The organism is Streptomyces sp. NPDC036815 (genome assembly GCF_055609205.1).
This window is the reverse complement of record NZ_JBVJPW010000018.1, coordinates 106041-129407: the sequence shown is the minus strand read 5'-3', so window position 1 is coordinate 129407 and position 23367 is coordinate 106041. Positions and strand designations below refer to the sequence as shown.

Annotated in this window: 22 protein-coding genes and 1 pseudogene; 9 read left to right on the top strand and 14 right to left on the bottom strand. The window is 72.6% G+C overall.

Annotated elements, in window-relative coordinates; genetic code table 11:
- Positions 1-16: 16 nt before the first annotated feature.
- Positions 17-424: a CoA-binding protein gene (locus ACZ69I_RS29630; RefSeq protein WP_467681342.1), complete on the bottom strand. Its 408-nt coding sequence runs from the start codon at positions 422-424 to the stop codon at positions 17-19.
- A 50-nt stretch (positions 425-474) separates the two neighbouring features.
- Positions 475-1050 carry a TerD family protein gene (locus ACZ69I_RS29625; RefSeq protein ID WP_389720496.1) on the bottom strand — a complete coding sequence of 192 codons (576 nt, stop codon included), beginning with the start codon at positions 1048-1050 and terminating at the stop codon, positions 475-477.
- A 150-nt stretch (positions 1051-1200) separates the two neighbouring features.
- Here ACZ69I_RS29625 and ACZ69I_RS29620 point away from each other — a divergent pair, with 150 nt between their 5' ends.
- Together ACZ69I_RS29620 and ACZ69I_RS29615 are read left to right on the top strand one after the other, a co-directional pair.
- Positions 1201-1608, top strand: a complete 408-nt coding sequence (locus ACZ69I_RS29620) for a BlaI/MecI/CopY family transcriptional regulator (protein ID WP_467681339.1) — start codon at positions 1201-1203, stop codon at positions 1606-1608.
- A gap of 23 nt (positions 1609-1631) precedes the next feature.
- Positions 1632-2564, top strand: a complete 933-nt coding sequence (locus ACZ69I_RS29615) for a M56 family metallopeptidase (protein ID WP_470835655.1) — start codon at positions 1632-1634, stop codon at positions 2562-2564.
- A gap of 34 nt (positions 2565-2598) precedes the next feature.
- Here the strand turns inward: ACZ69I_RS29615 and ACZ69I_RS29610 are convergent, their stop codons facing one another.
- A complete protein-coding gene (locus ACZ69I_RS29610; RefSeq protein ID WP_150164242.1) occupies positions 2599-3054 on the bottom strand; it encodes a tellurite resistance TerB family protein in 456 nt (151 codons plus the stop codon).
- A 163-nt stretch (positions 3055-3217) separates the two neighbouring features.
- Here ACZ69I_RS29610 and ACZ69I_RS29605 point away from each other — a divergent pair, with 163 nt between their 5' ends.
- The gene (locus ACZ69I_RS29605) at positions 3218-3925 is read left to right on the top strand and encodes a thiaminase II/PqqC family protein (RefSeq protein ID WP_470835654.1); all 708 of its coding nucleotides are present in this window, start codon (positions 3218-3220) and stop codon (positions 3923-3925) included.
- Between the two features lie 40 nt (positions 3926-3965).
- Here ACZ69I_RS29605 and ACZ69I_RS29600 read toward each other — a convergent pair whose 3' ends face one another.
- Positions 3966-4643, bottom strand: coding sequence for a 4'-phosphopantetheinyl transferase family protein (locus ACZ69I_RS29600; RefSeq protein ID WP_470835692.1), 678 nt, complete (start codon positions 4641-4643; stop codon positions 3966-3968).
- A 161-nt stretch (positions 4644-4804) separates the two neighbouring features.
- Between ACZ69I_RS29600 and ACZ69I_RS29595 the strand changes: the two genes are divergently transcribed.
- The 3 genes from ACZ69I_RS29595 to ACZ69I_RS29585 all read left to right on the top strand — a co-directional run bounded on the left by ACZ69I_RS29595 (position 4805) and on the right by ACZ69I_RS29585 (position 9828).
- Positions 4805-5431: a YigZ family protein gene (locus tag ACZ69I_RS29595; protein WP_470835653.1), complete on the top strand. Its 627-nt coding sequence runs from the start codon at positions 4805-4807 to the stop codon at positions 5429-5431.
- Positions 5432-5542: 111 nt separating this feature from the next.
- Positions 5543-6706, top strand: a complete 1164-nt coding sequence (locus ACZ69I_RS29590; RefSeq protein WP_470835651.1) for an exonuclease SbcCD subunit D — start codon at positions 5543-5545, stop codon at positions 6704-6706.
- Positions 6703-9828 carry an AAA family ATPase gene (locus ACZ69I_RS29585; protein ID WP_470835649.1) on the top strand — a complete coding sequence of 1042 codons (3126 nt, stop codon included), beginning with the start codon at positions 6703-6705 and terminating at the stop codon, positions 9826-9828. The genes ACZ69I_RS29590 and ACZ69I_RS29585 overlap by 4 nt, the downstream gene beginning before the upstream one ends.
- A 347-nt stretch (positions 9829-10175) precedes the next feature.
- Here ACZ69I_RS29585 and ACZ69I_RS29580 read toward each other — a convergent pair whose 3' ends face one another.
- The 5 genes from ACZ69I_RS29580 to ACZ69I_RS29560 all read right to left on the bottom strand — a co-directional run bounded on the left by ACZ69I_RS29580 (position 10176) and on the right by ACZ69I_RS29560 (position 13759).
- Positions 10176-10472 carry a hypothetical protein gene (locus ACZ69I_RS29580; RefSeq protein WP_470835647.1) on the bottom strand — a complete coding sequence of 99 codons (297 nt, stop codon included), beginning with the start codon at positions 10470-10472 and terminating at the stop codon, positions 10176-10178.
- Positions 10469-10966 carry a DUF5994 family protein gene (locus ACZ69I_RS29575; RefSeq protein ID WP_470835646.1) on the bottom strand — a complete coding sequence of 166 codons (498 nt, stop codon included), beginning with the start codon at positions 10964-10966 and terminating at the stop codon, positions 10469-10471. Before ACZ69I_RS29575 ends, ACZ69I_RS29580 begins: the two co-directional genes overlap by 4 nt.
- Positions 10967-11360: 394 nt before the next feature.
- A complete protein-coding gene (locus ACZ69I_RS29570; protein ID WP_470835645.1) occupies positions 11361-11969 on the bottom strand; it encodes a hypothetical protein in 609 nt (202 codons plus the stop codon).
- Positions 11970-12378: 409 nt separating this feature from the next.
- Complete coding sequence (locus ACZ69I_RS29565; protein ID WP_389720531.1) at positions 12379-12825, bottom strand: Lrp/AsnC family transcriptional regulator; 447 nt, start codon at positions 12823-12825, stop codon at positions 12379-12381.
- A 196-nt stretch (positions 12826-13021) separates the two neighbouring features.
- Positions 13022-13759, bottom strand: coding sequence for a S1 family peptidase (locus ACZ69I_RS29560; RefSeq protein ID WP_470835644.1), 738 nt, complete (start codon positions 13757-13759; stop codon positions 13022-13024).
- A gap of 469 nt (positions 13760-14228) precedes the next feature.
- Here ACZ69I_RS29560 and ACZ69I_RS29555 point away from each other — a divergent pair, with 469 nt between their 5' ends.
- Positions 14229-14735: a rhodanese-like domain-containing protein gene (locus ACZ69I_RS29555; protein WP_470835643.1), complete on the top strand. Its 507-nt coding sequence runs from the start codon at positions 14229-14231 to the stop codon at positions 14733-14735.
- An 86-nt stretch (positions 14736-14821) separates the two neighbouring features.
- Here the strand turns inward: ACZ69I_RS29555 and ACZ69I_RS29550 are convergent, their stop codons facing one another.
- Complete coding sequence (locus tag ACZ69I_RS29550) at positions 14822-16528, bottom strand: DUF885 domain-containing protein (protein WP_470835642.1); 1707 nt, start codon at positions 16526-16528, stop codon at positions 14822-14824.
- Positions 16529-16560: 32 nt separating this feature from the next.
- Positions 16561-17076 carry an Lrp/AsnC family transcriptional regulator gene (locus ACZ69I_RS29545; RefSeq protein WP_470835641.1) on the bottom strand — a complete coding sequence of 172 codons (516 nt, stop codon included), beginning with the start codon at positions 17074-17076 and terminating at the stop codon, positions 16561-16563.
- Positions 17077-17136: 60 nt separating this feature from the next.
- On the opposite strand from ACZ69I_RS29545, the gene ACZ69I_RS29540 reads away from it, so the two are divergent.
- Positions 17137-18423: a trans-sulfuration enzyme family protein gene (locus ACZ69I_RS29540; protein WP_470835640.1), complete on the top strand. Its 1287-nt coding sequence runs from the start codon at positions 17137-17139 to the stop codon at positions 18421-18423.
- Here the strand turns inward: ACZ69I_RS29540 and ACZ69I_RS29535 are convergent.
- Both ACZ69I_RS29535 and ACZ69I_RS29530 read right to left on the bottom strand, forming a co-directional pair.
- Entirely contained in the window at positions 18347-19819 is a 1473-nt protein-coding gene (locus ACZ69I_RS29535; RefSeq protein WP_470835639.1) for a GNAT family N-acetyltransferase, read from the bottom strand. The two genes, ACZ69I_RS29540 and ACZ69I_RS29535, sit on opposite strands and share 77 nt — an antisense overlap.
- Positions 19820-19915: 96 nt before the next feature.
- The gene (locus ACZ69I_RS29530; protein ID WP_470835637.1) at positions 19916-21496 is read right to left on the bottom strand and encodes an alkaline phosphatase D family protein; all 1581 of its coding nucleotides are present in this window, start codon (positions 21494-21496) and stop codon (positions 19916-19918) included.
- A 189-nt stretch (positions 21497-21685) separates the two neighbouring features.
- Between ACZ69I_RS29530 and ACZ69I_RS29525 the strand changes: the two are divergent.
- Positions 21686-21799 (top strand): annotated as a pseudogene (locus tag ACZ69I_RS29525) (VOC family protein); the annotation flags it as partial.
- Positions 21800-21831: 32 nt separating this feature from the next.
- On the opposite strand, the gene ACZ69I_RS29520 reads toward ACZ69I_RS29525, so the two are convergent.
- Positions 21832-23364, bottom strand: a complete 1533-nt coding sequence (locus tag ACZ69I_RS29520; RefSeq protein ID WP_470835636.1) for a GMC family oxidoreductase — start codon at positions 23362-23364, stop codon at positions 21832-21834.
- Positions 23365-23367: the final 3 nt, after the last annotated feature.

Here is a 23367-nt window from a genome sequence, read left to right as displayed (position 1 = left end):
GCCGGGCGGTCACCGGCTAGTCCAGCTGCGGGATCTCGATGGCGGGGCAGCGGTTCATGACCATCTCCAAGCCCGCCGCGCGGGTCCTGTCGTACGCCGCCTCGTCGACCACGCCCAGCTGGAACCAGACCGCCCGCGCGCCCGCGGCGACCGCCTCGTCGGCGACCGGGCCCGCCAGCGCGCTGTTGACGAACACGTCGACCACGTCGACCGGGAACGGCACGGCGGACAGGGACGGATATCCCTGTTCGCCGTGGACCGTCTCGGCCTTGGGGTGGACCGGCACGACCCGCTTGCCGTAGCGCTGCAGGACGGCCGCGACACCGTACGCGGCCCGGTCCTGGTTGTTGGACAGGCCCACGACGGCCCAGGTGTCGCCGAGCTCCGTCAGGATCTTGCGCACCGTTTCCTGGTCGCCGTACATGGTCTGTCTCCTCTGGGTCGCGGCCGGATGTCGTCAGGGACGCGCGCTGGTCAGACGTTCACACCGAAGTCCGACGCGATGCCGCGCAGCCCACTGGCGTAACCCTGGCCGACCGCGCGGAATTTCCACTCCGCCCCGTGCCGGTAGAGCTCGCCGAAGACCATGGCGGTCTCCGTCGAGGCGTCCTCGGACAGGTCGTAGCGGGCGATCTCGACGCCGTCCGCCTGGTTCACCACGCGGATGAACGCGTTGCGGACCTGGCCGAAGCTCTGGCCGCGGTTCTCGGCGTCGTGGATCGATACCGGGAAGACGATCTTCGAGATGTCCGTGGGCACCTGCGCGAGGTTCACCTTCACGGCCTCGTCGTCGCCCTCGCCCTCACCGGTGAGGTTGTCGCCGGTGTGCTCGACCGAGCCGTCCGGGCTCGTCAGGTTGTTGTAGAAGACGAAGTGCTGGTCGGAGACGACCTTGCCGGAGTCGTCGCAGAGCAGCGCGCTGGCGTCGAGGTCGTAGTCGGTGCCGGTCGTGGTGCGCACGTCCCATCCCAGGCCGACCAGGACTGCGGTGAGGCCCGGGGCCTCCTTGCTGAGCGAGACGTTGCCGCCCTTGGCCAGGGAAACTCCCACGATGTCCTCCTGAGGTCCGTGTTCTGGGTACTGGATTCTGGCTTCCCGAAATCTACAGGAATGTAGAAGTGGGTCGTGCGGCGGTGCCCCGTTACGATAGGGCGCTCCCCGTCCGCCGTGGAGTACGCAGAGGCTGGAGGGTTTCCGGGCATGACGCACCACGACGAGCACGACGAGCGGCCGCCGCGGCTGCGCCGTCGCGCGCAGGGCGAGCTGGAGTCGCAGGTGCTCGCCGCGCTGCACGCCGCACGCGGGCCCGTCAGCGCGGCCTGGGTGCAGCAGCGCATCGGCGGCGACCTCGCGTACACGACCGTCATGACGATCCTCACCCGCCTCCTCGCGAAGGACGCGGTCACCCGCGAGCGCGCCGGCCGGTCCTTCGCGTGGCTGCCCGCCTCCGACGAGGCGGGGCTCGCGGCCTTCCGCATGCGCAAAGTGCTCGACGGCGAGAGCGACCGCGGAGCCGTGCTCGCCAGCTTCGTCACGACTCTCACGCCCGACGACGAGCAGCTCCTGCGCGGACTGCTCGGCCAGGCGGGCGCCGAGGCCGACGACTGACACCCGACGGGGGTTCTCCACTGATGGGCGTCTTCGTCTTCCTGCCGCTGGTGCTGCCGCTGACCGCGTGGCCGATCGCCCGGCTCGCCGAGCAGCACCTCCACCCGCGCACCGCGACCCGGCTGCTCACCGCCGTCGCCGGGGTGATGGCCCTGTGCAGCACGCTCTGCCTGGCGCTCCTGATGGTCGTCGGCACCGCCCAACTGCCGGGCAACCCCCTGCCGGACGGCTGGTCCGACCCCGAGGTGCGCGCCGCCGTCCCCTATGACGAGGTCGCAGGGAAGGTCGCGATCCCCGCCCTGCTCGCGGTCTGCGCCGCCTGCGCGCACACCCTGGGGCGGCACGCGCGCGTACGGGTGCGCGGGCGCCGCGCCCTCGACGGGCTGCGCGGCCACTCCGTCGCCGTGCTCGCCGACGACGCGTCGTACGCCTACGCCCTGCCGTCGCGCACAGGCGGCCGTGTCGTCGTCACCACCGGCATGCTCTCCCGGCTCGCCGCCCCGGAGCGCCGCGCGCTGTTCGCCCACGAGCGGGCCCATCTGTCCGCGCGCCATCACCGGCACCTGGTCGTGACGCAGCTGGCGGCCCGCGCCAATCCCTTCCTGCGGCCGCTGCGCACCTCCGTCGCCTACGCCGCGGAGCGCTGGGCCGACGAGGCGGCCGCCCGCGAGGTACGGGACCGCCGCGTCGTCGCCCGCGCGATCGGCAAGGCGGCCCTGGTCGCGCGCGGCGTGCCGGCGCCGACCCTCGCGGGACTCGCGGCCCCGGGACCCGTACCGCGCCGGGTCGCCGCGCTGCTCGCCCCCGCGCCGGCGGTGCGCACCCGTCCGTCCGTGTTCACGGCGGTGGGGCTCGCCCTGTGGTCCGCGGCCTTCGGCACCGCCGTCTCCGCGATGTCCTCGGCGAACTCCGCCGTCACGATGGTCCTCATCCTGCGCGCGGCCACGCCACTGTGAACGCGTGGCCGCGGCCCGGAAGCGGCGTCCGCCCCTAGAGGTCGAACTCGTGCGGCGGCAGGTCGAGCGCGAAGCACGCCTCCCGCACCACGGCCTGCTCGTCCTTGTCGAAGTCGCCGTCGGCGCCGCCGATGACGATGCCGATCTGGATGACCGCACGGGCCTCCGCGGGCTTCTTCTTCGCCTTGGCGACCTCCTGGAGAACGCTGACCTTGCCGAAGGCGAAGTCGGCGGTCAGCTTGTCCACGTACTCGTCGAAGCGGCGGCGCAGGTCGTCCGCGGGGAAGTTCTGCAGGACCTCGTTCGTGCCGATGAGCTGGGCCACGCGCTGGCGCTCGGACGGGTCGACGGTGCCGTCCGCGGCCGCCACCAGGGCACACATCGCCATGCTCGCGTCGCGGAAGGCGCCGCTCTTGAGGTCGTTCTTCTTCGCCATCAACTGAGTCTGCATCGTCGATGCGGATTCCTTGACGCGGTCCCACAGGGCCATGGGGAAAACTCCGTAAACGTATCGGTGTATCAGGGATGTTGGACGAGGGGCCCGGTACGCTGCGCGCAGGTCCGGGTCCTCGCCTATTTCTACAGCAGAGTAGAAACTAGCAGTCGGGCCGAGAAGTTCCCGCCCGGTTCCCGCCCAGCGGAAGGTGCGTGCGATGACTCCGACGGCACAGGAGCTCCTGCGGACCACGGCCGCCCGCCTCGCCCCCGACCCCGACACGAACCCCCTCGTCCCGCGCATCGCCGACGGCTCGGCGCGTGTGCGGACGCTCGCCGTCCTCGCGCTGGAGCAGCGGCACGTGATCCCGGCCGACCGGCGCTCCTTCCAGCACCTGGCGCGGCGCGCGGCCGAGGCCGGGGACCTGGAGTCCGCCGCGTTCTTCGAGACCCTCGCCGACGGCGAGAGCCTGGCCGGGGAATGGCTCACCCCGTTGCTCGAGGCCTGCGCGGTGAGCAAGGACGAGGCGGCGACGTACGAACCGCAGGCGGGCTGCCAGGCCTACCCGGCGTACGTGGCCTGGCTCGCCCTGAACGGCGAACCGGCCGACGTCGTCCTCGCCCTCACCGCGAACTTCGCGGTCTGGGGCCGCAGTTGCGCGACCATCGCCCGGGCGCTGCGCGACCACTACGGCTTCGCGGACGAGGCCTGCGGATTCTTCGACCTCTTCGCCGAGCCCGCACCGGACCTCGACCGGCAGGCGCTCGCCGCGGTGCGGGCCGGTCTCGGCCGGGGCAGTGTGACGACGGCGCACCTGCGCTTCGGCACGCTGGTGGGGCGCTACGAAGAGATGTTCTGGGAGACGCTCGCGAGCAATGAGCACACGCTCGCGAGCACCGAGGACGAGGGGAAGGTCAAGGGCTGACCTGCGGCGAACCGGTCCCGGCGGCAGGGCGGACCGGCCGTCACCCGACCGGCAGCGTCGACGTCACCGGCAGGACGATGGCCGTCGCCGCGATCCCGTCCCGTACGACCCACTGACCGGAGAACCCCGTCAGTTCGACGCCCTCCACCACGGGCCCCTCGACCAGGAGCCGTGCGGTGAACGTGCCCTCCGGGGTCAGCTCCACCCGGGCGTCCTCGAAGCCGAGCCAGCGACCGGTGAGGGGGAACCACGTCTTGTAGACGGACTCCTTGGCGCTGAACAGCAGCCGGTCCCAGGGCGTCGCCGGATACCGGGCGCCGAGCGCGGCGAGCGCGGCGCGCTCCACCTCGTCGGCCACCAGGTTCAGGACGTCGGGGTCGCGCAGCGGCTCGCCCGGCTCCGCGTCGATGCCGAGCGAGGTCACCTCGCCCGCGCGGGCCACGACCGCCGCGCGGTACCCGGCGCAGTGCGTCATGCTGCCGACGACACCGGTGGGCCAGCCCGGCGCCCCGCGCTGCCCCGGCAGGATCGGCGCGGGCGGCACGCCGATGCGGGCCAGCGCCGTACGGGCGCAGTGCCGCACGGTGGTGAACTCGTTGCGCCGCTTGGCCACCGCGTTCGCGACGACCGCCTCCTCCTCGGGGAAGAGGACGGCGTCGGCCGGATCGTGGTGGGTCTCGACGACCGTGACGGGCACGCCGGCGAGCAGGGTTGCCAAGGGCCCGGCGGGGCCCGGGTCTTGGCGCACGGGTATGGAAGGAGACGTCACGAGAGATCACGGTACCGGGCTGGCCCCGGACACGGGCCTCCTGTGGCCCACGCCACCTCGGCCGCCCTCCCGGGTGCGGCAGTCCGCCGACGAGCGCATACGCTGGCGTGATGCAGGACGAGTACCGCACAGTGGCCCGCGAGGGCGTGCACGAGACCGAGATCAACCGCTCGCGCTTCCTGTGTGCCCTGGCGCCCGCGGCCACCGAACGGGAGGCCCAGGACTTCGTCGCCCGCATCCGCAAGGAACACCCCACCGCCAGCCACAACTGCTTCGCCTACGTCATCGGGGCCGATGCCGCCGTACAGAAGGCGAGCGACGACGGCGAGCCCGGCGGCACCGCGGGCGTCCCGATGCTGCAGATGCTGATGCGCCGCGACATGCGGTACGTCGCCGCCGTCGTGACCCGCTACTACGGAGGCGTCAAACTCGGCGCGGGCGGTCTCATCCGCGCCTATGGAGGAGCGGTCGGTGAGGCTCTTGACACACTCGGCACCGTCACCCGCCGCCGCTTCCGGCTCGCCACCGTCACGGTCGACCACCAGCGTGCGGGCAAGATGCAGAACGACTTGCGGACGGCCGGGCGCGAGGTGCGGGACGTGCGCTACGGCGACGCGGTCACGATCGAGATCGGCCTGCCCGACGCCGACGTGGCGGCCTTCCGGAGCTGGCTGGCCGACGCCACCGCGGGCAGCGCGGCGTTCGAGCTCGGGGGAGAGGCGTACGGGGACGCCTGACGCGCGCGGGACGGCGGGACCCGGACGAGCGTTCACCGGGGGACCCCGTGGGGGAGCGGTTGCGGGAGGGGCCGCCCGTGATGTCCGACCCGCCCGTTAGTCTCGTGAATCATGAGGCTGCTGCACACGTCCGACTGGCATCTGGGGCGATCGTTCCACCGCGTGAACATGCTCGACGCCCAGGCCGCGTTCATCGCCCACCTGGTGGCGACCGTGCGCGAGCGCGACGTGGACGCCGTCGTGGTGGCCGGTGACGTGTACGACAGGGCGGTGCCGCCGCTCGCGGCCGTCGAGCTCTTCGACGACGCCCTGCACCGGCTGGCCGACCTCGGCGTGCCGACCGTCATGATCTCCGGGAACCACGACTCGGCACGCCGCCTCGGGGTCGGCGCGGGCCTCATCGACCGCGCAGGCATCCACCTGCGCACCGACCCCGCCGCCTGCGCGGAGCCCGTGGTCCTCGCTGACGCCCACGGGGACGTGGCCTTCTACGGTCTGCCCTACCTCGAACCGGCCCTGGTCAAGGACGAGTTCGCGGTGGAGAAGGCGGGACACGAGGCGGTCATCGGCGCCGCCATGGACCGGGTGCGCGCCGACCTGGCCGCCCGCGCGCCCGGCACCCGCTCCGTCGTCCTCGCCCACGCCTTCGTCACCGGTGGCCGGGCCAGCGACAGCGAGCGGGACATCACCGTCGGCGGTGTCGCCGCCGTGCCGTCAGCGGTCTTCGACGGCGTCGACTACACGGCACTCGGCCACCTGCACGGCAGTCAGACCCTCGGCGCCCGCGTGCGCTACTCCGGCTCCCCGCTGCCGTACTCCTTCTCCGAGGCCGACCACCGCAAGAGCATGTGGCTCATCGACCTCGGCCCCGAGGGGGAGATCGACGCCGAGCGCCTCGACTGCCCCGTGCCGCGCCCGCTGGCCCGTCTCAGGGGCGCCCTCGACGATCTCCTCGCCGACCCGGACCTCACCGTCCACGAAGAGGCGTGGGTCGAGGCCACCCTCACCGACGCGGTGCGCCCGGACGACCCCATGGCGCGGCTCTGCGGGCGCTTCCCGCACACCCTCAGCCTCGTCTTCGACCCGGACCGGGCCCCCGACGACCCGGACGTCTCCTATGCCCAGCGGCTCCAGGGCCGCAGCGACCAGCAGATCGCCGAGGACTTCGTGACGCACGTGCGCGGCGCCGGGCCCGATGAGCACGAGCGGGACGTGCTGCGGTCCGCGTTCGACGCCGTCCGGACCGACGACACCCTGCGCGAGGTCGCCCGATGAGGCTCCACCGGCTCCGCATCACCGCCTTCGGGCCCTTCGGCACCACCCAGGACATCGACTTCGACTACCTCAGCGCCGCCGGACTCTTCCTGCTGCACGGCCCGACCGGCGCCGGCAAGACCTCCGTCCTGGACGCCGTGTGCTTCGCCCTCTACGGCTCGGTGCCGGGCGCCCGGCAGGGCAGCGGACAGGGCATGACGCTGCGCAGCGACCACGCGCGGCAGGGCACGCGCACGGAGGTGTGCCTCGAACTCACCGTTGCCGGGCGGCGCTTGGAGATCACCCGCCAGCCTCCGTGGGCGCGCCCGAAGAAGCGCGGCACGGGCACCACCACGGAGAAGGCGCAGAGCTGGCTGCGCGAGTACGACGCCGGGGCGGCACAGGACGCGGAGCCCGGCGGCACGGGCGGCTGGAAGGACCTCAGCCGGTCCCACCAGGAGATCGGCGAAGAGGTCAGCCAACTGCTCGGCATGAGCAAGGAGCAGTTCTGCCAGGTCGTGCTGTTGCCCCAGGGAGACTTCGCCCGGTTCCTGCGGGCGGACGCGGAAGCGCGCGGCAAGCTCCTGGGACGGCTCTTCGACACGCGGCGGTTCGCCGCCGTCGAGCAGCGGCTCGCCGAACAGCGGCGCGCCGCCGAGGCCGAGGTCAAGGACGGGGACGCGGCACTCCTCGCCGACGCGCACCGCATGCAGCAGGCCGCGGGCGACGACGGCCGAGGCGCCGAACTGCTTCTGCCCGACGCCGCCCCCGGCGACCCGGGCCTCGCCGACGCGGTCCTCACCTGGGCCGCCGTCGCCCGCGCGGGCGCCCGTGAACGCCTCACCGTCGCGCAGTGTGCGCTCTCGGCCGCCGAATCCGCCCAGGCCGCCGCGGAGCGCCGGCTCGGAGACGTACGCGAACTGGACAGGCTGCAGGGCAGGTTCGCCGAAGCGCGGGCCCGGGCCGCGGCCCTCCACGCGCGCGAGGACGAGCAGCGCGAGCTCGCGGAGCGGCTGGAACGGGCCCGCAAGGCCGAGACGGTCGCCCCCGCGCTCGGCCTGCGCGACAGCGCCGACGCGGAGCACCGCCAGGCCACGGAGGCGGAAGCACACGCGCGTGGCCGACTGCCCGGGACGTTCGCGGGCTCCGGGGCTGCGGGTCTCGCCGCCGCCGCGCGCACGGCGGCCGAGGAGCTGGGCGGCCTCGCGTCCGCCCGGCGCGCCGAGCGGCGGATCGCCGAGATCACCGCCGAGCGGGCGACGCTGGACCGCCAGGAGCGCGCCGACGACGAACTGCTCCAGGACGCGGCGGGCTGGCTCGACGGCTGGGAGGCGACCCGGGCCACGCTCCAGGAGCGCATCGAGTCCGCCCAGGAGGCCGCGACCCGCGCCGAGCGGCTGGCGGGACGGCTCGAACCGGCCCGGGCCCGCCTGGCCGCGGCCCGCCGCCGCGACCGCCTCGCCGAGGACGCCGCGGCGGCACAGGAGCGCGCCCTCACCGCCCGCGAGTCCGCCACCGCCGCGCACGAACACTGGCTCGCGCTCAAGGAACAGCGTCTCACCGGCATCGCCGCCGAACTGGCCGCGCATCTGACCGAGGGCGAGCCCTGCGCCGTGTGCGGCGCGACGGAACACCCCGCCCCCACCCGCAAGGTCGCCGGGCACGTGGACCGCCGGACCGAAGAGGCCGCGCTCGCCGCCCACCGCGAGGCCGACGAGGCGCGGGAGACCGCAGAGCGTGCCCTCGGGGACGTACGCGAATCCCTCGCGGCGGCGACGGCGGCCGCCCGCGGCGGTCCGCTTTCGGACGGCGCGCTGCCGGACGGCGCGCTCCCGGACGGTGTCGAGGCCGAGGGCGTCGACGGCCACACCGAGACGGACCCCACCACCGACGAACTCGCCTACGCCGTCGACGCGTTGCTGCACGCGCACGCAGAGGCCCGCGACCGCGCCTCCGGGCTGCACGCCGCCAGGGAGGCGCTGGCCCGGGCCGAGGGCGAGTACGACCGACGGCTCGCCGGACAGCAGGAGGCCGCGCGGCGCGCCGCGTCCCGCGCCACCCTGCGCGACGCCCTGGTGCGCGAACAGGAGGCACTGGACGCCGAGTTGACCAGGGCCCGGGGCGCCAGCGGCAGCGTCGCGGACCGTGCCGACCAACTGGAGCGGCAGGCCGCGCTGCTCACCGAGGCCGCGGACGCCGCACGCGCCGCCGCCGACACCGCCGAGCGGCTCAAGGCCGCGGACGCCCGCCTCGCCGACGCGGCCTACCGCGCCGGGTTCGACACGCCGGAGGCCGCGGCCGCGGCGCTCCTCGACGACGCCCGGTACCGCGAGACCCAGCACCGCATCGACGCCTGGCGCACCGAAGAAGCCGCGGTCCGCGCCGTCCTCGCCGAACCGGACACGGCCGCCGCCGCGCAGCGGCCCCCCGCCGACCCGACCGCCGCACGCGAGGCCGCGGAAGCTGCGGGCCTGCGCCTGCGGAAGGCCGCCTCCGCACGGGACGCGGCCGAGCGGCGCTGCGCCGAACTGGACCGCCTCTCCGCCCGCTCGCTCGCCGCGATGCGCAGGCTGGCACCCCTGCGGGCCGAGTACGACAGGGTGGCGCGGCTCGCCGGTCTCGCCGCGGGCACCTCGGCGGACAACGAACGCCGGATGCGCCTGGAGTCGTACGTGCTCGCCGCCCGTCTGGAACAGGTCGCCGCCGCCGCGACCGCCCGGCTGCGGAGCATGTCATCGGGCCGCTACACCCTCGTGCACTCCGACGACCGCACGGGGCGCGGCCGTTCGGGCCTCGGCCTGCACGTGGTGGACGCCTGGACGGGCCGCGAACGCGACACGTCGACGCTGTCGGGCGGCGAAACGTTCTTCGCCTCCCTGGCCCTAGCCCTGGGCCTCGCCGACGTGGTCACCGACGAGGCGGGCGGCGTCCGCCTGGACACGCTCTTCATCGACGAGGGCTTCGGCAGCCTCGACGACCAAACCCTCGACGAGGTGCTCGACGTCCTGGACTCCCTGCGCGAACGTGACCGCAGCGTCGGCATCGTGAGCCACGTCGCGGACCTGCGGCGGCGGGTGCACGCGCAGTTGGAGGTCGTGAAGGGACGGGAAGGGTCGTCCGTGCGGCAGCGGGGCGGGGGCTGAGGGCGCAGGCCTCGGTTTCGAGTTCGGTCGTCCAGCAGCGTCCGTTCAGTGAGGGTCCGACGCCGCCTTCGACTGCTTCGTAGTACGGCACGGCTTTGTGTTCGGTGTGAAGGGTGTCGGGTGGTGTCCCGCAGTACAAGGCCTCCGGACCAGTCGGCGCCAGTAGTTACTCGGCCGCAGGGGCCTTTGCCTACGACTGCTTGGCTCGTCTGAAGTCTGACCGACTGGAATCGGACGGTGCGCCCACCATTCGCGGGCAGATCCCCGCCGGGGCTCAGGGCCTCCCGTTCCGCCAGTACGACGGTGCAGTGATGGACGCCGGCCTGGTCTCCTTGACGAGGCCAAGCTCAGCGGGGCCGCTTGTGCGTGGTGCGGCTGCGGCGGCGGCGCGCCGGGAACCGCCCGCGGCCCCCGTTGCGATGGTCGTGCCGATCGGCCGGGGAGACCGGCGGGGGCGGCTGATGAGGCGGCGTGTCCCCGTTCTTCGGTTCGGCGGGGGCGTGACTGCCGGGCAGTGTGCGGCTGCAGGTGCGCAAGGCGATCCTCTCGGCGTGCTGTGCGTTGAGGCGGTGGATTACGTACGCCTCGATGGCGATCAGAGGCAGGAAGGTGGCTGCGGTGAGCGCGGTGTCGACGGTGGTCACTGCCCCGCGGCTGTGGGGCCGACGCGGGCGGAGGCAGCGCCGCCCTCGCACTCCCCTGCCTCCCGTGCGTTCTGCGGGAGGCCGCCGTTCACGGCGTCGTGGTGGCGCGCGATCTCGGTGGCGACGAGCGCGGTGGCGGTCAGTGGAGGTCCGTCCGGGTCGGCTGCGGCGGTCATGAGCCGGGTGGCGCTCGCGGAATCCGTTTCGGGCGGGATCACCAGAAGGTCCCAGCGGTCGGTTCCGTGAGACAGCAACAGCACCTTGTGAGGGTCCAGTTCGGGGGTGAACCAACCGATCTTGAGCACGCGGTCGCGGAGGGTCACCTTACGCGGGACGACGGGCCAGAGCATCGGGTTGACGGCGATGCGGGTGATGCGGCCCCACAGCGGGTCGAGTACGTCCGCCAGGGCAGGGAGTTCGGCGATCAGGTCCCGCGAACGGGGCCACCAGGCGCCGTCGAGCAGCCCGCGGCCCGTCGGGGACCGCAGCGTCACCCGAGCAGCGAGAGGTGAAGGAGGGCGGGTGGTAGGGGTGATGGTCGCGATCATGACGCGAACCCGTCTTCGGAGCGACTCTGTGGTCGTCCCCGATGCCGTTGTTCACCGAGGACGAGACCCGCGTGGATGCCGGAGTACGAAGTGCCCCTGGTGCATCCACAGTACTCCTGCGCCGGAGGCCGGTGGCCGGTCCGGCGCCACCCGTCCTGCCCAGCTCGTGATTCGCGTGGCCGGATTGTTTGACGGAAAGCGCCCGGCTGAGAAATCTCAGCCGGGCGCTTTCCGGGCTTCGGCACTCCGTTGACTGCCTGACAGTACTCAGCAGTGATGGGGTGTGATGTTCCGGGCCGGGGTTTCTCCTCTTGCTGCTGCGCCCCGCTCACCGGGATGTTCAGCAGGGGAGAGTGGTCTTGCCAGCAGCGCCTGTGGCGCCGGTGGTGCCGTTCGCGACTGTCGTGGCCGCGGTTCCGTCGCCGCCGGGCTTACCCGGACACACCGGGCTGGCCGCGCCACCGGCGCCGCCCGTGCCGCCCGTGTGGCCGCCACTGACGACGGCGGCGCCGCCGTTGCCGCCCTTGCCACCGTTGATACCGGTACCGTCATTGCCGACGCCGCCCACGCCGCCCTTGCCGCCCGTGCCGCCGAGCTTGGCCTCGCCACCGAAGCCGCCGTTGCCGCCGTTGCCGTTGGCGCCGCCGGCTCCGCCCGTGCCGCCGAGTCCGCCGACACTTGCGATACCGCTGGCATTGCCTCCGGTACCTCCGTTGCCGCCATTGCCGTTGGCGCCTGCGGCGCCACCCGTGCCGCCGAGGCCACCGATACCACCGAGGACCCCAACGCCGTTGGCTCCGTTACTGCCGGGGGCCCCGGCGGCGCTGTGAGCCCGGGCGGTGTCCGAACCCGGCTGGGCGGAGGCGAGAGCGGGCGTCACGGTAAGGCCGGCTACGGCGATCGTGGCGATCAGGAAGGTCCTGGCAGTGGTCGTGCGCATGGTGCGCATGGTGTTACTTCCTTCGATTGTTCAGGCGGAGAGATACTCCGCCTGACAGTCCCCAACGTAGAGAGATGGAACGTGCTACACACCCCAAATGCTGATCAAATGTCTCCAAATAGACTGAAGTAGCAAACTTTGGCTTAAAATTGCCATTTCTGGTCACGTTATCGACAATGGCCCCGTCGTCGGCTCCTGCCCGCGACACCGGGGAGTGGCTCAGTTCCTGGCCCTACCGCTTTGTGGAATACGGGTATTCATCGCCCCCGGGACGCAGAAGACCGGCACCCGCACCTCGAAGGAATCGTCAGCCATGTCGAGGTCGTGAAGGGATGGGAGGCGTCGTCCGTGCGGCAGCGGGGCGACTGGGTGCGGAGACCGGCGGAGGGGCAGACACCAGACGGTCCCGTGCCCGAAGTCAGCGTCCGAGCGGGCGGCGTGGCAGGGGAGAGGAGTAGACGACGCTCGTCGTCACCGAACCCAGCGCGCCGATCTTTCCCGAGACCTCTTCGAGGTGCTGCATCGAGCGTGCGGTGACCTTGATGACGAAGCAGTCGTCGCCCGTGACGTGGTGCGCCTCCAGGATCTCGGGGGTCGCGTCGACCAGGTCGTGGAAGGGCTTGTAGTTGCCGTTGGGGTATCTCAGGCGAACGAAGGCCAGGATGGGGAGGCCGAGCCGCTCCGGGTCGATCACGGCCGCGTACCCCTGAATGACGCCCGCCTCCTCCAGGCGCCGCACGCGCTCGGTGACGGCGCTCGCGGACATCGAGACGGCGCGCGCCAGTTCGGCGTAGCTGGCGCGGCCCTCGCGCTGGAGGACATCGAGTATGCGCCAGTCGGTGGCGTCCGTGGAATAACCGGTCATGACCGAGAGGTAACAGGGAAATCCCCGGCCGATCAAGAGGGGGGCCGGGGACGATCGCGCGAGGATGCGGGAGATCCGGCCGTCGGCGGCGCGCCGGGAGGTGCGCGTACTCGCACGTACTCGTCGGTGACGACCTGTCCCGACGAGTACGCGCGGGCCGAGCGGGCCGTCCTGCCCGGACGGCCCGGACGCCCCGTCAGACGCCGGCGATGCTCTGGATCCAGGAGCGGTACGCCGTCACGTTCGTATACGCGGTGGTGGTCTGGCGGTCACTGGTGGAGGCGACGCCGACCTGCGCGCCGTTGCCCATCATCGGACCGCCCGAGTCGCCGCCCGCGGTGATGCCGTCGCCGCGCCGGGCACAGATGGCCTGGCCCTGGTAGGCGTCGCGGCAGCCGCCGGTGACGACGACGTTGGCGACCTTGAGGAGCCGGGACTGGCAGTTGATCTCCTGACCGCACTGGGACGTCGCGCCCCAGCCGTACACCTGTACGGTCTGGCCCACGGTCACGGAGCCCGGCGAGCCGAGGCGTGCGTAGGTGCCCGGGACGGAGCGGTCGAGGCGGACGAGGGAGAGGTCGGCGCTCGGGTGGCTCTGGACGCCGACGCCGTTGGCCGTGGTGCCGCCGGACGTCTGGTCGAGACTGCCGATGCGGAACGAGAGGCCACCGCCGCTGACGCAGTGCTTCGCGGTGAGGATCCAGGTCGGGGCGATGATCGTGGCGCTGCAGGTCTGCCGGCCGTTGGAGAAGAGCCGGGCCGCCCAGGGGGCGTTGCTGGCGTAGCCGCCGCCGATGATGGGCCGGGGGGAGTTGACGGACGCCACCGTGGGCGCGTCCGCCCGCGCCGCGCTCTGGGCCGCTGCCGTGGGGGCGAGCCCCAGAACGGCGACGGCGGTGGCCGCGAGCGCGGGGAGAAGTCTGGTTATTCGCACGTTCGTCTCCATTATGTGGGGAATGGAACGTCCTGGATGAGGACGAGGCTGCATAGGTATGCAGCAGTGCACGGACCGGAAGCGGGTATCTCCTGTCGCGGGCATGCCATCTCTGGCTGGGGCGAATCTGGCAGAGGTGGCATCGGTGGCGCAAGGGGTCGGCTGCCGATTCGTCCGCCAACTCAAGGATGCGCAGCGGTGGTTCGGTGTCCGAATGGCGCCGTTCCGGATGCTGTGCGGGGTGGGCGGGAGTTGGCAGCTCGCGGTACGGAACGCCGGTGTCGGCCTGCGGGCCATCTGCGTGGGATTGCTGGTGGCTGCATGATGAAACGGCTCCGGTCTGGACCAGTACCGTCTCCGCTCATTACCTGCCTTCTGCCGCCGACCACCGGGAATTCGACGGTGAGGTCAACGGGACGCCGGGGATCGGCCCTTCAGGCTTCAGGCCGCCACCCGTAGATTTTTCGCCATGAACAACATCACCGACGTGAAGAGCGCGAACACGCAGCCGGCCGTGAGCCCCGTCCTGCGGGTCCCGCCTGCCTCGCCCGCCGCGGCCGCCGCGTACTTCGGGGCGAGTCTCGCCTTCCACGCCGACGTCTCCGACGTGGCGCCCGCGCTCGCCGCCGATGGCGACCCCGGCTTCGTCGTGGTCGACACCCGCTCCACCGCGTCCTGGGACCAGGGCCACATCCCCGGCGCGATCCACCTGCCCACCGCCCTGATCCCCGAACAGGCCGAAGCACTGCTGGACAAGGCGGTGCCGGTGGTCACCTACTGCTGGGGCCCCGGCTGCAACGGCGCGACCCGCGCGGCGCTCGCCTTTGCCCAACTCGGCTTCCAGGTCAAGGAGATGCTCGGCGGATTCGAGTACTGGGCGCGCGAGGGCTTCGAGTTCGATACGTGGGAGGGCAGCGAGCGGCGCACTCCCGACGCGCTCACGGCTCCGGTCGACGGGGAGGACTGCGGGTGCTGACGGGGTGCGGCTGAGCGGCACCGCACCCCTTACGCGGCGCTCGACGAGGCGAGGGGGCGAACGGCCCGTCCTCGGCGACCGCGCTCTCAGAGCTTCGACAGCTCGTCCACCAGGTCGTCCAGGCCCAGCGAGCCTTGGGACAGTGCGGCCATGTGCCACGCCTTGGCGTCGAAGTCGGCGCCGTGACGTCGCCGCGCGTTCTCCCGGCCGAGCAGCCAGGCGCGCTCCCCGAGCTTGTAGCCGATGGCCTGGCCGGGGATGGTCAGATAGCGCGTCATCTCGCTGGCCACGTAATCCGTGGGCCTGCTGCAGTGCGCGTCGTAGAACTCCTGGGCGAGGTCCGGTGTCCAGCGCTCGCCCGGGTGGAAGGGGGAGTCCGCGGGGATCTCCAGCTCCAGGTGCATGCCGATGTCGATGATGACGCGCAGCGCGCGCATCATCTGGGCGTCGAGGTAGCCGAGCCTGCGCTCCGGGTCCGTGAGGAAGCCGAGCTCGTCCATGAGCCGCTCCGCGTACAGCGCCCAGCCCTCGACGTTGGCGTTGACGAGGCCGACGGTCGCCTGGTAGCGGGAGAGGTTCTCCGCGACGTGCGCCCACTGGGCGAGCTGCAGGTGATGGCCCGGCACGCCCTCGTGGTACCAGGTGGAGACGAGGTCGTAGACCGGGAAGCGGGTGTCGCCCATCGTCGGCAGCCAGGTGCGGCCGGGGCGTGAGAAGTCCTCCGAGGGGCCCGTGTAGTAGGGGGCGGCCGCGGTGCCGGGCGGCGCGATGTGCGACTCCACCTTCCGTACCCGCTCGGCGAGTTCGAAGTGCGTGCCGTGCAGCGCGTCGATCGCCTCGTCCATCAGCTCCTGCAGCCAGCCGCGGACCTCGTCCACGCCCTCGATGTGGGCCCCGTGCTCGTCCAGGTGCGCGAGCGCCACCCACGGCGTGGCCGCGCCGGGCAGGATCTTCTCGGCCTCGTCCTTCATCTCGGCGAGCAGCCGGTGGAACTCCGACCAGCCGTACGCGTACGCCTCGTCCAGGTCCAGGTCGGCGCCGTTGCACTCGCGGGAGAGGCGGGCGTAGCGCTCGCGGCCCACGACGTCGGGGGCGCCCTCGACCGTCGGCGCGTAGACGTCCCGCATCCAGTCGCGCAGTGCGACCACGGACGCGGTGGCGCCCTGTGCCGCGGCGTCCAGTTCGGCCCGCAGCGCGTCCGGTCCCGCGGACGCGAACTCCTCGAACCAACCGCACCCGCTCTCCTCGCCCGCCCACTCGCCGAGCTGGCCGATGAACGTGGCCGTCGGACGCGGCGGCCCGAACAGCTTGCGCTCCAGGCCGAGTTCGAGCGACGCGCGGTAGCCCTCCAGTGAGGCCGGTACGGCGCGCAGCCGCTCGGCGATCGCCGCCCAGTCCTCGTCGGTCTCCATCGGGGTCACGTTGAAGACTCCCCGTACCTGATGCGGGATCGTGCGCAGATTGCCGACGGCGCGCAGCCCTTCGCCGGCCTCGTGCACGGCGAGGCGCGCGGTGAGCCGCTCCCGCAGCAGCCGTCCGCAGCGACGCTCCATCTCGCTGTCCGCGCCGGGCCTGCGTTCCGCCTCGTCCAGCCGGGCCAGTGTCGTGCGTGCCAGCCGCGCCAGGGCTTCCTGGCCCTCGGGGGAGGCGTCGGGAAGCTTGCTGTTGCTCTCCTTCACGCCGAGGTAGGTGCCCGTGACGGGGTTGAGGGCGACGAGCTCGTCGACGAAGGCGTCGGCGACGTCACGGGGCAGGGGGCCGGTGTTCGGCTGCGGGTTCTTCGTGGCTGACATGCGGACATCCTCGTACGGGGGAGCGGTCGGCGTCACCAGGATTCCTCGGCCGCGTCCAGGGGTCCCCCGGCCGCCGCGTCGGGTGGCAGCAGCGGGCCGCACGCCCACTGCTGGAAGATCAACCGGGTCTCCACGCGCGCCACTTCACGTCGCGCGGTGAACTCGTCGAGGACGAGCCGCTGAAGATCCGCCGGTCCCGCGACCGCCACGTGCACCAGGAAGTCCTCGGGTCCCGTGAGGTGGAAGAGGGACAGGGACTCGGGGAGCGCCCTGACGCGTTCCACGAAGGGACCCACGAGATCCCGCCGGTGCGGCCGGACCTGCACGGAGAGAAGCGCTTCGAGCCCCCGGCCGAGCTTCGCCGGGTCCAGCCGCAGCTGATGTCCGAGAATCACTCCCGACCGCCGCAGCCGCGTCACCCGGTCGAGACACGTCGACGGCGCGACGCCGACCTGCGCCGCGAGGTCGCGGTAGGTGGTCCGGGCGTCGTTCTGCAGCAGACGCAATATGTGGAGGTCCACCGGGTCCAGAGCGACGGAATCGGCCATCGGCCGAACGTAGCACGGCATTCGGGGACGGGTCCCCGGCGGATGTTCAGCCTGTGGTGCATGGAAGCGAACACCGGGACAGCCCCCCACGAACCCGCCGCCGGGACCGTGTCACCCCAGCGTGCCCTGGCCACCGAGGCCGTGCACGCGGGACGGGACGATCTGGCTGAAATGGGCCTGCACGCCCCGCCGATCGACCTCTCCACGACGTACCCCTGCCGTGACAGCCGGGCCGAGGCCGCCCGCATTGGCGCCTTCGCCGCCGAGGGCGTCGTCGACGACGGTCCGCCGGTCTACGGGCGCCTCGGCAACCCGACCGTCGCCCGCTTCGAGACCGCGCTGGCCAAGCTCGAAGGGACCGAGAGCGCGGTCGCGTTCGCGAGCGGCATGGCGGCGCTGACCGCGGTGCTCCTCATGCGGGGCGCGGCCCGCCTGCGCCACGTCGTCGCCGTCCGGCCGCTGTACGGCTGCAGCGACCACCTGCTCACCGCGGGCCTGGTCGGCACCGAGGTGACCTGGGTGGATCCCGACGGCATCGCCGGTGCCATCCGGCCGGAGACCGGCCTGGTGATGGTCGAGACGCCCGCCAACCCCACCCTCGCCGAGCTCGACCTGGCCGAGGTCGCCCGCGCCTGCGGCACGGTGCCACTGCTCGCGGACAACACGTTCGCGACCCCTGTGCTGCAGCGGCCCGCCGAGAGCGGTGCCCGTCTGGTGCTTCACAGCGCCACGAAGTACCTGGGCGGGCACGGCGACGTCCTCGGCGGAGTCGTCGCGTGCGACGAGGAGTTCGCGCGCGGCCTGCGCCAGGTGCGGTTCGCCACCGGCGGCGTGCTGCATCCGCTCGCCGGATACCTGCTGCTGCGCGGCCTCGCGACGCTGCCGGTCCGGGTGCGGGCGGCCTCGGCCACCGCGGCGGAACTGGCGCGCCGCCTCACCGGCGACCCGCGGATCGAGCGCGTGCACTACCCGCGCCTGGGCGGTGCCATGGTCGCCTTCGAGGTGCACGGCGACCCGCACGAGGTGATCGCCCGCGTACGCCTCATCACCCCCGCGGTGAGCCTCGGCAGCGTCGACTCGCTCATCCAGCACCCGGCGTCCATCAGTCACCGCGTGGTGGACACCGAGGACCGGCGCTCGTCCGGCGTCGGCGACCGACTGCTGCGCATGTCGTGCGGCCTCGAGGACATCGAGGACCTGTGGCACGACCTGGACCGGGCCCTCGGCCCGGTCCGGGACGCCGCCCTCGCCGAGCCCGTCGCGGAAACGCTCAGTGCCCCGCCCGCTGGTGGTGCTCGGCACGGCCGTCGGGGCGCTGCGCGTGGTCGTACGGCAGCCGCGAGCTGACCGGTGTCGCCTCCAGGCGGGCCGTGATCACCAGCGTGCCCTCCTCGATCTGGTAGTCGAGGGGCAGGCCGAGCCCGCGCATCGCGGCCACCATGCCGGTGTTGGACGCCTGCGTCACCGCGTACACGCTCTCGCAGCCCGCCTCGACCGCCATCGACACCAGGCGGCCGAGCAACTGGCCGCCAATGCCGCGGCGCTGCCACTCGTCCTCGACGAGCAGCGCGATCTCGGTCTCGTCGCCGTCCCAGAGGAGATGGCCGAGGCCGACGATCCGCCCGGACGCGGTCCGTACCGCGAGCGTGCGGCCGAACCGGGGGCTGAGCAGGTGGTTGAGGTACCGGTCGGCGTCGTGCACGGGGCCGTGGTAGCGCATGTCCAGGGTGCGGGTGGAGCACCGCTCGTGCATGGCCTTGGCGGCGTCGATGTCGGCCGTGCCGGCCCGCCGGACGGTGATGGAGTTGCCCTCCGGGAGCGTCAGGACGTCCTGGCTGCGCGGGAGGCGCGGGCCCAGTCGCGTGTCCAGCTCCACGAGGGCCCGTGCGCGGGCGAACTCCGTGGGCGTGAACGGCAGATAGGGCCGCTCCACGGTGATCACCTCGCCCTCGGGCCCCTCCAGACGCAGCACCGTCCCTTCGAGTACGCCCTCGACCGGAGCGCCCTCCGTGGCCGCGGCCCCGCGCGATCCGGACCGCGAGGGCGCGGGCAGCGAACGGATGGTGCAGCGCCCCAGCAACTGCCGCAGCGCCAGCGGGAGTTCGGCGGCGTCGAGCGCGGTGCGAGTGGCCAGGCCGAGGATACGGGTGGGGGCGTCGACCAGGTCGTGGGCGTCGGCGCGTTCGATCCACGTCCCGGAGCCACCGGACCGGGCGATCGACCGGCTGATCTCGGCACCGGCGAGGTCGGCGGGCGCGCGCAGCAGGAACTCGTCGACGGTGCCCTCGGCCAGCGGGTGCGCCTGCAGGCTGAGGATGTCCACACTGTGCTCGGCGAGCGTCACGCACAGCGCGGCGAGCGACCCCGGCTCGTCCCGCACCGTCGTCCGCATCCGCCAGAGCGTGGTCCCGCCCGTCTCCGGGGTGCGGTCGGGGGTGACGGCCGCCGCGGGCCCGGCCTGCTCCGCGTCCGCGGGCGGCCGGGCGCCGGTATGGCGCCCCGTCGGTGGAGCGTGGTTGTGGCGCCGCGCCCACCACGTGTGGAAGCCGACCGTGGCGACGAGCACCACGGCCGACACCGCGAGGAGGACCGGCCCGTCCGGGCCGTGTCCCACCATGTTCGCCACCGCGTCGGCCACCGCCACGGCGGTGAACAGGGCCGCCAGTTCCACCACGTCGCGCCGCCACTGATGGACGGGGCGGCCGTGCTTGGTCCGTGTCACATGAGATGCGTCAGCTTTCATACGGCCACTGTGCTGGACCGGTGTTGCGTGATCGAGAACGCCCTGTGACTGATGGGTAAAGAGGCCATCTGAACCTTTGGCGGCGATTTGCCCGCGCTACTGTCCCAGCCGGCCCGGCTGCAGCACCTGGGTGAACAGCACTCCGCCGCCCTCCTGCCGCAGCCGCACCGTCAACTCGCCGCTGCCGCCGTCGATGTCGATCTCGCCGAAGTACTGCGGGGTCTCGGCCGGTGAGGTGTTCGCCCGGGCCGGAGCCTTGATGAACTTCTGCTCGGGACCGAACGTCCCGTCGAGCTTCGTCGCGGGGAAGCCACCGGCGGCCAGCGGCCCGGAGACGAACTCCCAGAACGGCGCGAAGTCCTTGAACGCCGCACGCGAGGGGTCGTAGTGCTGCGCCGAGGTGTAGTGGACATCGGCGGTCAGCCACAGCGTGCCGGTGATCCTGGCGTGCTTGATGTGCCGCAGGAGCTCGGCGATCTGCAGCTCGCGGCCCAGCGGGGCCCCGGGGTCGCCCTGCGCGACGGCCTCGAAGTTCACCCTGCCGTCCGGGACCACGATGCCCAGCGGCATGTCGGAGGCGATGACCTTCCACACCGCCCGCGAGCGGGACAGTTCCCGCTTGAGCCAGGCCAGTTGGCGGGCTCCGAGGATGCCGGTGGCGTCGTCGGTCTGTCTGCCCGGCGAGTTGGCGTTGCGGTACGAGCGCATGTCGAGGACGAACACGTCCAGGAGCGGGCCGTGCCGCAGCACCCGGTACACCCGGCCGTCCTCGTCGCCCGGCGCCAGTGTGGAGACGGGGAAGTACTCGCTGAACGCGCGCAGCGAGCGGCCCGCGAGGACGTCCGTGTTCTTCTCCGTGTACCGCGCGTCGTCCAGGATCTGCCCCGGGTACCAGTTGTTGTGCACCTCGTGGTCGTCCCACTGGACGATCGAGGGGACCTGCGCGTTGAAGCGCCGCAGGTTCTCGTCGAGCAGGTTGTAGCGGAACGCGCCGCGGAACTCCGCCAGGGACTCGGCGACCTTGGACTTCTCCTCGGTCGTCACGTTCCGCCACACGGTGCCGTCGGGCAGCGTGACGCTGGGCAGGATGGGGCCGTCGGCGTAGATGTTGTCGCCGCTGCACAGGAAGAAGTCCGGGTCCCGTCGGCGCATCTCCTCGAAGACGCGGTAGCCGCCGCGGTCGGGGTTGATGCCCCAGCCCTGGCCCGCGATGTCGCCCGACCACAGGAAGCGCACGTCCTCCTTGCGGCCCCGCGGCGTCGTACGGAAGGTCCCGCCGACCGGCTTGCCCGTCCGCCGCGGGTCGTCGGGGTCGGCGAGCAGCACCCGGTAGTGGATCTGCTCCCCGGCGGGCAGGCCGCGCAGCCGGGTCGTCCCCGTGAAGTCCGTGTCCGGTCCGAGCAACGGGCCGTGCCAGCGCCGGGGGTTGCGGAACGACTCGGTGGCCGACGTCTCCACGACCATCCGGGCGGGCCGGTCCGACCGGACCCACACGAGCCCCGAGTGCGCGGTCACGTCCCCCGCCTGCACGCCCCACCCCGCCTTCGGGCGTCCCGAAAGGGCGAGCGAAGGAGCGGCCCCGGCCAGCGCGGGCACGGCGAGCGCCGCCGGTACGGCGAGCGATCCCCGCAGCACGCTGCGGCGGCGGGGGGACGGGCTCGGCTGACGTTGCGACATGAATGCGCCTCCAGTTGACGGGTGCGACCAGTGTGCGGGCGCCCGGCCGGTACCGCGCCACAGCGCCCACGCGAAGCACAAGTGAACAACTCGTTGCGGGTGCGGGGGAACAGCCGCGCGGGGACCGTCACCTGCCCGCGCCGGGAGCGGGGCCGGGCCCCAGGTCGTACGGCTTCGGGACCGGTGGCCGGGGACCTGCGCGCCGGACTCGGCCTGGGCGTGCGGAACGAATGGGGTGTCGCCGTCGCAGATCCGGACGGTTACCGGCTGGTGCTCTGCAAGCGCGCGTGGTTCAACTCCTGACTGTCTGTCGGCGTCAGCCCGCGGGGAAGGGCTCAGCTCAGGGTGCCGACTCTGGATTCGGTGCCGCGCAGCAGGTCCGCGGCACGTTCGGCCACGGCGTACACCGTGGCGACCGTGTTCGCCGACGGAATGGACGGGAACACCGAGGCGTCGGCGACCCTCAGTCCATCGATGCCGTGGACCCGCAGATCGGGCCCGGTGACAGAGCGGGGATCGGCCCCCATCCGGCAGGTGCCCACCGGGTGGCAGTACGAGACGAGGGTCCGGCGCACGAACTCGCGCAGGGCGGCGTCGTCGTCCGCGTCCGGCCCGGGAACCACCTCCCGGCCACGCCACGGCGCGAGCGCCTGGGCTCCGCCGATCTCCCGGACGAGCCGCACACCGGCGACGACCGTTGCCAGGTCACGCTCGTCGGTGAGGTAACCCGGATCGAGCACTGGCGCCGCACCGGGATCGGCGCTCGCCAGGCGCAGTGTGCCGCGGCTGTACGGGCGGATCGCGGAGACAGCGATGGTGTAGCCGTCCTCGGGGTCCTTGGCGGAGGTCTGATGGGAGGGGAGGTCGACGAAGACGACCTGGAGGTCCGGCTCTTCGACGGCGGGGCCGCTGCGCAGGAGACCGATGGCTTCGCCGTGGTTGTTGCGCCTCGGCGGCAGCGGGCGGGCCGCGCTCGACGTGAGGCTGACGATCGGATGGTCGTGGAGCCCGGCGCCGACGCCCGGCAGGTCGAGGACGGTCCCGACGCCCACGTCGGCCAGTTGGGCGTGCGGGCCGATCCCCGACAGGAGCAGCAGCTGCGCGGAGCCGATGGCACCGGCGGTCAGGACGACCTCACCCGCGCAGGCGAGGGTCACTTCGTCGGTGCCGGTGCGGTACTCCACGCCGACACAGCGCCCGCCGCTGATGCGCAGCCGCTGCACCAGGGCGTTGGTCACGACGGTCAGGTTGGGCCGCTTCAGGGCCGGCGCGAGATAGGCGTCGGCGGCGCTCTGCCGCCTGCCGTCGACGATGTTGAGGTCCGTCAGTCCGAAGCCTTCCTCCAGGCCGCCGCTGATGTCGGCGGCCCTGGCGTACCCCGTCTCGGTGGCCGCTTCCAGGCACGCTTCGATGACCGGATGCGGCGGGTCGGCGGGACTCACGGTGAGGGGGCCGTCGATCCCGCGCAGTGCCGGGTCGCGGCCCACCGCGTTCTCGCTGCGCCGGAAGTACGGCAGCAGATCGCCGAAGCCCCAGCCCTTGGCGCCCTGGCTGGGCCACTGGTCGTAGCCGGAATGGTGGCCTCGGGCGAAGACCATGCCGTTGATCGCCGAGGATCCGCCGAGCCCGCGTCCTCGCGGGAGTTGTGTGGATGTGCCGGTGGCCGACTGCTCGACGGTGCGGTCTCCCCAGTTCGCGGGGGTCTGGAACAGGGTCGGCCATGCGGGAGGAGAGGCCTGCGCGGGCAGCACCTCCGAGCCGCCTGCCTCGATCAGCAGGACGTGCGTGTTCACGTCCTGCGACAGCCTCGCCGCCAGCACACAGCCGGCCGTCCCCGCGCCCACGATGACGAAGTCGAATTCCGGCACGCG